At 68.9% G+C, this 11,855-nt stretch carries 10 protein-coding genes; 6 read left to right on the top strand and 4 right to left on the bottom strand.

Going from position 1 to position 11,855, the window contains the following annotated elements; genetic code table 11:
* The first annotated feature begins 11 nt into the window (after positions 1 to 11).
* The 6 genes from RZR99_RS05915 to RZR99_RS05890 all read left to right on the top strand — a co-directional run bounded on the left by RZR99_RS05915 (position 12) and on the right by RZR99_RS05890 (position 7,227).
* Positions 12 to 587, top strand: a complete 576-nt coding sequence (locus tag RZR99_RS05915) for a penicillin-binding protein activator LpoB (protein ID WP_323118809.1) — start codon at positions 12 to 14, stop codon at positions 585 to 587.
* Between the two features lie 33 nt (positions 588 to 620).
* Positions 621 to 2,027, top strand: a complete 1,407-nt coding sequence (locus RZR99_RS05910) for a PelD GGDEF domain-containing protein (RefSeq protein ID WP_323118808.1) — start codon at positions 621 to 623, stop codon at positions 2,025 to 2,027.
* 7 nt (positions 2,028 to 2,034) lie between these two features.
* A complete protein-coding gene (locus tag RZR99_RS05905; RefSeq protein ID WP_323118807.1) occupies positions 2,035 to 3,078 on the top strand; it encodes a tetratricopeptide repeat protein in 1,044 nt (347 codons plus the stop codon).
* Positions 3,075 to 4,658, top strand: a complete 1,584-nt coding sequence (pelF, locus tag RZR99_RS05900) for a GT4 family glycosyltransferase PelF (protein ID WP_407655405.1) — start codon at positions 3,075 to 3,077, stop codon at positions 4,656 to 4,658. The genes RZR99_RS05905 and pelF overlap by 4 nt, the downstream gene beginning before the upstream one ends.
* 35 nt (positions 4,659 to 4,693) lie before the next feature.
* Entirely contained in the window at positions 4,694 to 6,112 is a 1,419-nt protein-coding gene (pelG, locus tag RZR99_RS05895) for an exopolysaccharide Pel transporter PelG (RefSeq protein ID WP_323118806.1), read from the top strand.
* Between the two features lie 80 nt (positions 6,113 to 6,192).
* On the top strand, positions 6,193 to 7,227 hold the full coding sequence (locus RZR99_RS05890; protein WP_323118805.1) for an asparaginase: 1,035 nt from the start codon (positions 6,193 to 6,195) through the stop codon (positions 7,225 to 7,227).
* 86 nt (positions 7,228 to 7,313) lie between these two features.
* Here RZR99_RS05890 and lysM read toward each other — a convergent pair whose 3' ends face one another.
* The 4 genes from lysM to gcl form a co-directional block, all read right to left on the bottom strand.
* Positions 7,314 to 7,784 carry a peptidoglycan-binding protein LysM gene (gene lysM, locus RZR99_RS05885; RefSeq protein WP_323118804.1) on the bottom strand — a complete coding sequence of 157 codons (471 nt, stop codon included), beginning with the start codon at positions 7,782 to 7,784 and terminating at the stop codon, positions 7,314 to 7,316.
* 423 nt (positions 7,785 to 8,207) lie between these two features.
* Entirely contained in the window at positions 8,208 to 9,113 is a 906-nt protein-coding gene (locus tag RZR99_RS05880) for a 2-hydroxy-3-oxopropionate reductase (protein WP_323118803.1), read from the bottom strand.
* Between the two features lie 60 nt (positions 9,114 to 9,173).
* A complete protein-coding gene (otnI, locus tag RZR99_RS05875; RefSeq protein WP_323118802.1) occupies positions 9,174 to 9,977 on the bottom strand; it encodes a 2-oxo-tetronate isomerase in 804 nt (267 codons plus the stop codon).
* Between the two features lie 36 nt (positions 9,978 to 10,013).
* Positions 10,014 to 11,789: a glyoxylate carboligase gene (gcl, locus tag RZR99_RS05870; RefSeq protein ID WP_323118801.1), complete on the bottom strand. Its 1,776-nt coding sequence runs from the start codon at positions 11,787 to 11,789 to the stop codon at positions 10,014 to 10,016.
* Positions 11,790 to 11,855 lie beyond the last annotated feature (66 nt).

Here is an 11,855-nt window from a genome sequence, read left to right as displayed (position 1 = left end):
GAGAGAGAAACATGACACGTTCGAGTATCGATACCCCCACGGCGGGCGGCGGGCGGCGACCCGCGTCGCTGGTCGCCGCCTGCTGTCTCGCGGCCGCGCTGAGCGCGTGCTCGGTGGTCGACCGCAGCGCGCTCGACCGGTCGCGGCCGCCGTTCGAGCCGGGCGCGACCTGGACGGTGCTGCCGATCGCCAACACCACGGAGACCCCGCAGGCCGGCCAGCGCGCGGCGGCGATCGCGCAGACGCTGCTGGCCGCCGGCGGCGTCGCGAAGCTGACGCGCTATCCGGGCGGCAGCGCCGACGAGACGCTGTTCGACCCGGCTCAGCCCGATGCGCAGAAGGATGCGCTGACGTGGGCGCGCGCGCAGCGGATCCGCTATGCGCTGACGGGCTCGGTCACGGAGTGGCGCTACAAGGCGGGCGTCGACGGCGAGCCGGCGGTGGGGCTCGCGTTCGACGTGATCGACGTCGACAGCGGCAACGTGATCTGGAGCGCGGCGGGCAGCCGCACGGGCTGGAGCCGCGACGCGCTGTCGGGGGTCGCGCAGAAGCTCGAGCGGGAATTGCTCGCGCCGCTCGCGCGCTAATGCTCACACGCATCATCGAAGGAGATCGCGGTCATGGCTGAATCGATTTCAACCCACGTGAGCGCGCCTCGCACGCCGCGCCGCGCGGCCGACGGCCAGGGCGGCGGCGCGTCGCGCCTCGCCGGCTGGCTGTCGCCGACCCGCCGCGGCAGGGCGATCGCGTTCGAGACGCTGTTGACGACGGCCGTGCTGGTCGCGCTCGGGCATGCGCTCGATCCGGCCGATCCGTTGCAGACGCAGGCCGATTTCCCGTGGATCTGGCTGGCGCCGGCCGTGTTCGCGCTGCGCTACGGCACGCTCGCGGGCGTCGGCAGCGGCGGGCTGCTGGTGCTCGCGGGATTCCTGTTCGAGGCGGCGCATGCCGCGACCACATTTCCACCCGCCGCGTTTTTCTTCGGCGGCTTCGCGCTGGTCCTGATCGCGGGACAGTTCGGCGATATCTGGGCCGCGCGGGCGCGGCAGGCGCGTGCGGCCAACGCCTACCTGGCCGAACGGCTGTCGGTGCTGACCAAGCATCAGTTCCTGCTGCGGCTGTCGCACGAGCGGCTGGAGCAGGACGTGCTCGCGCGTCCGGCGACACTGCGCGACGCGCTCGGCCGCCTGCGCGCGCTCGCGCTCGACGACGAGCCGGCCGAGCCCGCTCAACTGGCGGGCGCGGCGCGTTTTCTCGAAACCGCCGCGCATGCGTGTCAGTTCGATCGGGCCGCGCTGTACAGCTGGCACCAGGGCGCGTTCGCGAGCACGCCGTCCGCGTCGATCGGCGAGCCGTTCGTGTTCGATCCGGCCGATCCGCTGGTGCGCGAGGCGTTCGAAACCGGCACGCTCGCGCACCCGCAGTCGGGAGCGCCGGTGCGCGAGGCGAAGAGCCGCTATCTCGCGTGCGCGCCGCTCGTCGACGCGGCGGGCGAGCCGGTGGGGATGCTGGTGGTCGAGCACATGCCGTTTCTCGCGCTGACGCGCGACAACCTGCAGTTCCTGCTGGTGATGTGCGGCTATTACGCGGACGGCCTGCGTCACGCGCCGGTGACGCGCGAACTGGTGCGCGCGTTCGATGCGTGCCCGTACGACTTCGCGCTCGACTACGCGCGGCTCGCGCGGCTGTACGGCAGCACGAAGATCGAATCGTCGCTGGTGGCGCTGGTATTCGAACCCGGCGAGTCGAGCCGCGCATGGCGCGAACACGTGCTGCGCACGCGCCGGGCGCTCGACGCGCAATGGTCGCGCGCGGGCACGGCGGCGAATGCCGTGCTGACGCTGATGCCGCTCGCGGGCGGCAGCGCGGTGGACGGCTATCTGATGCGGATGGAGGAGAGCCTGCGCGCGCAGTTCGGCGTGACGTTCGAGCGGGCGCGGATCGGCGTGTATTCGATGCGCGTCGACGGCGCGGAGCCGGTCGCGGCGCTGGGCGATTTCCTCGCGCGTTGCGATGCGCGTGCGTGATCGTCCCGTGCCGCCTGTACGCGCCGGCTGGCTGGCGTGGGGCGCGATCCTGGCCGGCGCGTTCGCGCAGGCGGCGGTGCTGACGACGCTCGCGTTCGGCGCGCGCGCGCCGGGCCGCGAGACGGCGGCGCTGGCCGACGCGTTGCTGCTGTGCGCGTGCGCGGCGCTGCCGCTTGCATACGGCACGCTGCGCGTGATGCCGGCGCGCGGTCCGCAGCGGGGCTGGCCGTTCCTGTACGCGTGGCTCGTCAACGCGGCGCTGCCGCTCGGCGGCATCGGCGTGACGTGCGTCGCGATGCGGGTGGCGGCGCGGCTGCCGAAAGCGGCGGCCGTGTCGGGTATCGCGCATGTCGAGGAGCCGCGCTTCGCGACCCAGCGTGTGCCGTACATCGCGTACGGGCGCGGCGCGCGGCTGAAGGCCGAACTGCTCAACGACCGGGCGAGCGCGTCGGCGCGGATGACCGCGCTGCTCGCGCTGCAGGCGATGCCCGCGCAATCCCGCAGCCCGATGCTGCGCGGCATGTTGGCCGATCCGCTCGACGATGTGCGCCTGCTGGCCTACGGGATGCTCGAGCGGGACGAAAAGAGCCTGACCCAGCAGATTCTCGCGGTGCGGCCGACGCTCGCGCGCCCGGACCTTGCGCCCGATGCGCGCCGTGCCGCGCACAAGACGCTCGCGCAGCTGTACGGCGAACTGATCTATGCGCAGCTGGTGCAGGGCGACGTGCATCGCAACGCGGCGATGGAAGCCGAGCGCCACGCGCGCGCCGCGCTCGAAGGCGATCCGCGCGACGCATCGCTGTGGCGCCTGCGCGGGCGGATCGCGCTCGATCTGGGCGAACTCGACGCGGCCGACGCGCATTTCGAAGCGGCGCTCGCGAACGGATTCCCCCGCGAGCGCCTGCTGCCGTATCTCGCCGAGGCCGCCTATCTGCGCGGCGATTTCGCCCGCGTCCGCGTGCTGCTCGGGACGATCGACAGTGCGGCCGCGCTGCCGCTGATGCAACCGATACTCGAATACTGGCGTGCCCGCGGGCACGATATGTCATGAACCTGTCCCGTTTGCTGGCGCGCGGCCAGCCTCCGGTTCGTCCGCGCCCCGCGCGGGTGGACGTGATGCTGCTGCTCGAAGGCACGTTTCCGTATGTGCGCGGCGGCGTGTCGACCTGGGTCGACCAGATGATCCGCGCGTTCCCCGACTATCGCTTCGGCATCTGCTTTCTCGGCAGCCGGCCGAAGGACTACCCGCAGCAGCGCTATGTGCTGCCCGACAACGTGGTCCACCACGAGGATTACTACCTGCACGACTTCAAGCCGGCCGCGGCCGCGCGGCCGCGCGAGGGCGACGCGCCTGCGTTCGCCGCGATGGGCGAACTGCACGACACGCTGCGCAACCCGGCGTTGCGGCGCGCGGCGGGCGTGATGTTGAAGGGCATGCTGGCGGATCTCGGCGCGGGGGGCAAGCTGTCCGAGGACGCGTTCCTGCATTCGCGCGAAGCGTGGGAATTCATCGCCGAGCGATATCGGATCCATTGCACCGATCCGTCGTTCGTCGACTACTTCTGGACCGTGCGGATGATGCATCTGCCGCTCTGGCAGCTCGCGCGGATCGCCGAGGGGCTGCCGCGGGCCGGCGTGTATCACGCCGTGTCGACGGGTTACGCGGGTTTTCTCGGCGCGCTCGCGCACTACCGCAGCGGACGGCCGCTGTGCGTGTCCGAACACGGCATCTACACCAAGGAACGCAAGATCGACCTGTTCCAGAGCGAGTGGGTGCGCGACAACCGCAGCATCTTCGAGCGCGACGTGTCGCAGGTCGGCTACTACCGCGATCTGTGGGTGCGCTTCTTCGAAACGCTCGGCCAGGTCTGCTACGACGCGGCGGACGAAATCGTCGCGCTGTACGAGGGCAACCGGCGGCGGCAGATCGTCGACGGCGCGCCCGCGCATCGCACGTCGAGCATTCCGAACGGCGTCGACCTGCCGCGCTTCGCCGCGCTGCGGGCGGCGCGCGGTCGGGCGCGGCCGAAGGTGCTGTGCCTGATCGGCCGGGTCGTGCCGATCAAGGACGTGAAGACCTTCATTCGCGCGATGCTGACGGTGCTGCGCCACGAGCCCGATGCGCAGGCGTGGATCGCCGGCCCCGAGGACGAGGACGAAACCTATTCGCTCGAATGCCGCAACCTGATCGAGAGCCTCGGGCTCGCGGAGCGGGTGCGGCTGCTCGGCTTCCGGCGGATCGACGAACTGTTGCCGCAAGTCGGGGTGCTGGTGCTCAGCTCGATCTCGGAAGCGCTTCCGCTGGTGGTGCTCGAGGGGTTCGCCGCGGGCGTGCCGGCCGTCGTCACCGACGTCGGCGCGTGTCGTGAGCTGATCGAAGGGCGCGATGCGGACGATGCCGCGCTCGGCGCGGCGGGCCGCGTCGTGCAGATCGCCGATCCGGCGGCGCTGGCCGACGCCGCGCTCGAACTGCTGCGCGACGACGCGGCCTGGCTGGCCGCGCAGCGAGCGGGCATGGCGCGGGTCGAGCGGTATTACACGCAGGAGCAGATGATCGACGCGTATCGGACGCGTTACGCGCGCATGATCGGCCTGCCCACGCTCGCCGATGCGCGGGCGGAACGGGCGTAGCCGCGCGGCGAACGGGCGACCGGAAGGAACAGGACATGGCGGGAATCGGATTCGAATTGCGGCGGATGCTGAAGCGCGACACCCTGACGGGGCTCGTGCAGGCGTATACGTATGCCGGGCTGATCGGCGCGGGGCCGTGGGTGCTGTCGATCGTCGGGATGCTGCTGATCGGCGTGCTGAGCCTGCCGTTCGTCGTGCCGACCGTGCTCATCACGCAATTTCAGGTGAGCGTCACCCACTTGATCGCCGGCAGCCTGATCCTGACCGGGCCATTTCAGCTGACCTATACACGTTTCACGTCCGATCGGCTGTTCGCGGGCGAGACCGCGCGGATCCTGCCGAACTATCACGGCGCGGCGCTGCTGGTGAGCGCGCTCGCGTTCGCGCTGGGCGTGCCAGGCGCGCTGCTCGGCTTCGACGGCGAGAGCGCCGCCTACCGGCTGCTGCTGGTCGCCGGCTTCGTCGTGATGAGCCAGATCTGGCTGGCGACGATCTTCCTGTCCGGGATGAAGCAGTATCGCGCGATCCTCGCGGTGTTCCTGATCGGCTATACGCTGACGGCGGCGGGCGCGGTGCTGCTCGCCCGCTACGGGCTCGGCGGGCTGCTGCTCGGTTTCGTCGCGGGACAGACCGTGCTGCTGGTCGGCCTGCTTGCCCTGATCTATCGCGACTACGGGGTGTTCGATGCGGCGGGCGGCGGGGCGGCGAACGGCGACGCGGTGCCGCCGGCGCCGTTCCTCGCGTTCGATTTCCTCGGCAGGCGCGACCGCTACCCGGCGCTGATGGCGACCGGCCTGCTTTACAACCTCGGCGTATGGGCGGACAAGATCATGTTCTGGTATGCGCCGGGTACGGGCCAGCAGGTGATCGGGCCGTTCTATGCATCCGTGATCTACGACATTCCGGTGTTCCTTGCGTATCTCGCGATCCTCCCGGGGATGGCCGTGTTCCTGATGCGCATCGAGACCGATTTCGTCGAACACTTCGAGGCGTTCTACGACGGCGTGCGCGGCGGCGCGTCGCTGCAGCACATCGAGCGCGCCCGCGACGCGATGATCGATGCGCTGCGCATCGGCTTCTTCGACATCGTGAAGGTGCAGGCGGTCACCGCGCTCGTGCTGTTCACGATCGGCGCCGCGCTGCTCGCGTGGCTGCGGATCTCGCCGCTGTACCTGCCGCTTCTGCACGTCGACGTGATCGCCGCGAGCCTGCAGGTGCTGTTCATGGGCATCGTCAACGTGTTCTTCTACCTGGACAAGCGCAAGAGCGTGCTGGTGCTGTCGGCGGCATTCCTCGTGCTCAACGTGCTGTTCACGTGGGCCACGCTCGTGCTGACGCCGGCGTGGTACGGCTACGGTTTCGCGCTCGCGTTGCTGGTGGTGGTCGTCGTCGGGATGGCGTGGCTCGACCGCAAGCTCGAACGGCTCGAATACGAGACCTTCATGCTGCAGTGACGGCGGACGGGCGCCCCGGCATGAGCCGGGACACGCGCGAAATTGCCGGCTCCCGGGCCGCAGCCATTACAATCGCGCACATGAACGCCTCCACACCGAATTCTTCCCCCGTCCCGTCTCCGCGCGCGCTGCCGCGCATCGCCGTGCTCGCGACCGGCGGCACGATCGCGGGCGCCGCGCCCGACGCCGCGCAGACGGCCCGCTACCAGGCCGGCGCGCTTGGCGTCGGCTTCCTGCTCGACGCGGTGCCGGCGCTCGCGCAGGTCGCGCGGATCGAAGGCGAGCAGATCGCCAGCATCGACAGCAAGGATCTCGCGCTGCCGCTGTGGACGACGCTCGCGGCGCGGATCAATGTCCTGCTCGCCGACGACGGAATCGACGGCGTCGTCGTCACGCACGGCACCGATACGCTCGAGGAAACCGCCTATCTGCTGCACCTGACCGTGAAGAGCGCGAAGCCGGTCGTGCTGACCGCTGCGATGCGGCCCGCGACCGCGCTATCGTCCGACGGCCCGCTGAACCTGCTGAATGCCGTGACCGTGGCGGGCAGCGCGAGCGCGCGCGGGCAGGGCGTGCTGGTCGCGTTCAACAACCGGATCCACTGCGCGCGCGACGTCATCAAGACGAGCACCTACGCGGTCGATGCCTTCCAGTCGCCGGAACTCGGCGCGCTCGGCTGGGTGCAGGACGGCCGGGTGGAATTCGCACGCCGCGCAACCCGTCCGCACACGCTCGATACGCCTTTCGACGCCGGTTCGGCGTGGCCGGCGGTCGAGGTGGTGGCGAGCTACGCGGGCGTGTCGCGGCTCGCGGTCGATGCCTGCATGGCCGGCGGCGTGCGGGGGATCGTGGTCGCAGGTACCGGCAACGGTTCGATTCACGCGGCGCTGCAAGGCGCGCTGGCCGACGCGGCCGCGCGCGGCGTCGCGGTGGTGCGCGCGTCGCGGGTCGGCTCCGGCCACGTGATGCGCAACGGCGCGGCGAGCGACGATGCGCTCGGCTTCGTCAGCGCGGGCTCGCTCAATCCGTACAAGGCGCGTGTGCTGCTGATGCTCGCGCTCGCGGGCGGGGCGCCGGATGCGGCCGCGCTGCAGGCGGTATTCGACACGTATTGAGTTCTCGGTCCCGGCCCTGGGCTCGCGCGGCGCATGCCGATAAAAAAACGGACCCGAAGGTCCGTTTTTTCGTGGTGCGGGCCGTGTTATGCCTGCGGCGGAATCACCAGCTTCTGACCCGGGTAGATCTTGTCCGGGCTCGACAGCATCGGGCGGTTCGCCTGGAAGATCACGTCGTTCTTCGCGCCGCTACCGTAGTACTGCTCGGCGATCTTCCACAGATTGTCGCCGGACACGACGTCGTGATACTGCACTTGCGGATCGTCCGGCTGGAGGTCGTCGTCGTTGACGCCCGCGACACCCTGCACGTTGCCGGCCGCCACCTTGACCTTGGCCTTCGTATCGAGATCGTTGACGCTGCCCGACAGCGTGACGGTGCGCGATGCGCCGTCGAACGCGACCTGCAGGTTCGACGTGTCGAGACCTTGCGCGGAGATGTAATTCTTGATTGCGTCGGCTGCCGTCTGGTTGGCCGAGACCGGATCGCTCGCGGCTTGCTCGTCGCTCTTGCCCAGCAGTTTTTCACCCGCCTCTTTGATAAACGAAAGAAGACCCATCGCAACACTCCTTCAGGTGGTTGAGAAAAAAACGCGCCGTGAAGTGGCGAAAAAAACACCGCGGCGAGCGCGGTGATTTTTTCGAAAGGCGTGGCGAAAGTGTAGGCGTTCGCGCCCGAAATTGCATGAAAAATCGCGCGCACGAACGTAAAGAAATGTAATACGCGAAATCCGACAGACGGACACCCGACGACGACGTCTGACCGACCAAGGCTTCCCCGGCATCGCCGGGCGCCGCTGCGGACCCCACCTGCCGCTCTCAGCCCAGAGCGGCTTCAACAGCTCCGTCGCACGCGCGGGCATGCGGCGGAGCGCCCCACCAGCCGGCGCGATGCGCAAGCATCGCGCCAGGATACGGACCGCGCGATATCGCAGAGATACCGACGCGGGCGCAGCGGGCGCGCGACGCGCGCGCCCGGCCGCTCAGGCGACCTTCGCCTCGCTTTGCGGTTCGGCGATTGCGTAGTTCGACATGATTTCGAGCGCGCGCACGATTGCCGAGTGATCCCATGCCTTGCCGCCGTGCGCCGCGCAGACGCTGAACAGCTGCTGCGCGCTCGCGGTGTGCGGCAGCGCGACGCCGAGCCGGCGCGCGCCGTCGAGCGCGAGGTTCAGATCCTTCTGGTGCAGTTCGATGCGGAAGCCCGGATTGAACGTGCGCTTTGTCATCCGTTCGCCATGCAGCTCGAGTATGCGCGACGATGCGAAGCCGCCCATCAGCGCGCGGCGCACGCGTTCCGGATCGGCGCCCGAGCGGGCCGCGAACAGCAGCGCTTCGGCGACCGCCTCGAGGTTGAGCGCTACGATGATCTGGTTCGCGACCTTGGTGGTCTGGCCGGCGCCGTTGTCGCCGATCAGCGAGATGTTCTTGCCCATCAGGTCGAACAGCGGCTTCGCGCGCTCGAACGATTTCTGCGGGCCGCCGACCATGATCGTGAGCGTCGCGTCGCGCGCGCCGACTTCGCCGCCCGACACCGGTGCGTCCAGATAGTCGCAACCGAGCGCGTTGATCTGCTTCGCGAAATCCTGCGTGTCGAGCGGCGAGATCGAGCTCATGTCGATCACCAGCTTGCCGGCCGTCAGGCCCCGGGCGACGCCGTCGTCGGCGAACAGCACGTTGCGCACGTCCGGGGTGTCCGGCACGATCGAGATGATGATGTCGGCGGCCTGCGCGACGGCGGTCGAGTTCGCGACCACGAGGGTCGTGTCGCGCAGATCGTCCGGCACCGGATACGCGCCGTTGACGACGAGCCGGTGGCCGCCCTTGATGAGATTGCGCGCCATGTGCGCGCCCATGATGCCGAGGCCGATGAAACCGATGGTTGCCATGGATGAGTCTCCTATCCTAGTTGGGCTGGGACGTATTCGAAGCGAGGAAGGGGCGGCCGCTTACGCGGCCTCGCGCGCCGCGCCGGCGCCGGCGATCTCCCGCAGCCAGCCGAGACCGTCCGCGGTCGTCGCGCGCGGCTTGTACTCGCAGCCGACGTAGCCGTCGTAACCGAGCGAGTCGAGCAGCGCGAACAGGTACGCGTAGTTGATCTCGCCCGTGCCGGGCTCGTGGCGGCCGGGGTTGTCGGCGAGCTGGACATGCTTGATCGACGCGAAGTGCTTGGTGAGCGTCGCGGCCAGCTCGCCTTCCATCCGCTGCATGTGATAGATGTCGTACTGCAGGAACAGGTTGTCCGACCCGACCGCGCGGATCACGTCGAGCCCGTCCGACGAGCGGTTCAGCGCGAAGCCCGGGATGTCGTACGAATTGCACGGCTCCACGAGCAGCCGGATGCCTTCCTGCTTCAGCGCCTGCGCGGCGAAGCGCAGGTTTTCCACGATCGTGACGAAGGTGGTGTCGCGCTTCGCGCTGGCCGACGCAATCCCGACCAGGCAGTTCAGCTGCGGCACCCGCAGCGCCTTCGCATAGTCGATCGCACGGCCGACGCCGTCCTGGAATTCGCCGATGCGATCGGGCAGACACGCGATGCCGCGCTCGCCCTGTTCCCAATTGCCGGCGGGCAGGTTGTGCAGGGCGAGGCGCAGGCAGTTGGCGTCGAGCCGTTCGGCAAGCGCCTCCTTCGCGTACGGATACGGAAACAGGAACTCCACCGCGTCGAAGCCCGCGTCGGCGGCCGCCTTGAAGCGGTCGAGGAACGGGACTTCGTTGAACAGCATGGTGAGGTTGGCGGCGAATTTCGGCATGACGAGGTCTCGCTGGTCGGTCAGTGAAAGGGATGCTCAGTCGAGCAGGGTGATCGCGGTCGGCGCGTGCTCCGCCTTCTCGGCAAGCGCCTCGAATTCGTTGATCGCGTCGATCTCGGCCCCCATCGAAATGTTGGTCACGCGCTCGAGGATCACCTCGACGACCACCGGCACGTTGAACTCGGACAGCATGTCCTGCGCCTTGCGCAGCGCCGGCTCGATCTCCTCCGGCTTGAACACGCGCAGCGCCTTGCAGCCAAGGCCTTCCGCGACCGCGACGTGATCCACCCCGTAGCCGTTCACTTCCGGCGCGTTGATGTTGTCGAACGCGAGCTGCACGCAGTAGTCCATGTCGAACGCGCGCTGCGCCTGGCGGATCAGGCCGAGGTACGAGTTGTTCACGACCACGTGCACGTAGGGCAGCTTGAACTGCGCGCCCGCCGCCAGCTCCTCGATCATGAACTGGAAGTCGTAGTCGCCCGACAGCGCGACGATCGGCCGGCGCGGATCGGCCGCGCGCACGCCGAGCGCCGCCGGAATCGTCCAGCCGAGCGGGCCCGCCTGCCCGCAGTTGATCCAGTTGCGCGCCTGGTACACGTGCAGGAACTGCGCGCCCGCGATCTGCGACAGGCCGATCGTGCTCACGTAGCAGGTATCGCGGCCGAACACCTTGTTCATTTCCTCGTACACGCGCTGGGGCTTGATCGGCACGTTGTCGAAATGTGTCTTGCGCTGCAGCGTGCGCTTGCGGTCCTGGCAGTCGGCCACCCACGCGCTGCGATCCTTCAGCCTGCCGGCCGCCTTCCATTCGCGCGCCACCGCGACGAACAGCTGCAGCGCGGCCTTCGCATCCGACACGATGCCGAGATCTGGGCCGAACACGCGGCCGATCTGGGTCGGCTCGATGTCGACGTGGACGAACTTGCGGCCCTTCGTATAGACCTCGACGCTGCCCGTATGGCGGTTCGCCCAGCGGTTGCCGATGCCGAGCACGAAGTCCGACGCGAGCAGCGTCGCGTTGCCGTAGCGGTGCGACGTCTGCAGGCCGACCATGCCGGCCATCAGCGGGTGGTCGTCGGGAATCGCGCCCCAGGACATCAGCGTCGGGATCACCGGCACGCCGAGCGTTTCGGCGAACTCGACCAGCAGATCCTCCGCCGCCGCGTTCAGCACGCCGCCGCCGGACACGATCAGCGGACGCTCCGCGTCGTTGAGCATCGTCAGCGCGGCCTCGATCTGCGTGCGCGTTGCCGCGGGCTTGTAGAGCGGGAGCGGTTCGTAGGTGGCGATGTCGAACTCGATCTCGGCGAGCTGCACGTCGATCGGCAGATCGATCAGCACCGGGCCGGGGCGGCCCGAGCGCATCAGGTGAAACGCCTGCTGGAACACGCGCGGCACCAGCGCGGGCTCGCGGACTGTGACGGCCCACTTGGTCACCGGCTTCGCGATCGACTCGATGTCGACCGCCTGGAAATCTTCCTTGTACAGGCGGGCGCGCGGCGCCTGGCCCGTGATCGCGAGAATCGGAATCGAGTCGGCGGAGGCGGAATAGAGGCCGGTGATCATGTCGGTGCCGGCCGGTCCGGACGTGCCGATGCAGACCCCGATGTTGCCGGGCGCGGCACGCGTGAAGCCCTCGGCCATGTGCGACGCGCCCTCGACGTGGCGGGCGAGCACGTGGCTGATTCCGCCCGAGCGGCGCATTGCCGAGTAGAACGGGTTGATCGCCGCGCCCGGTACGCCGAAGGCGGTCTGGATCCCTTCTTTCTCGAGCACGAGCACTGCGGCGTCGACGGCTCTCATCCTGGCCATGAAATGTCTCCTTGTAGATGCGAATCACACGGTTCGGCACACTTTAGAACTGCATCAAAGGTTTGA

It is taken from the genome of Burkholderia alba, from assembly GCF_034721475.1.
GTDB classification, from domain to species: Bacteria; Pseudomonadota; Gammaproteobacteria; order Burkholderiales; family Burkholderiaceae; genus Burkholderia; species Burkholderia alba.
Note: the sequence above shows the minus strand (reverse complement) of the source record. Positions and strands in the feature narration are given on the sequence as shown.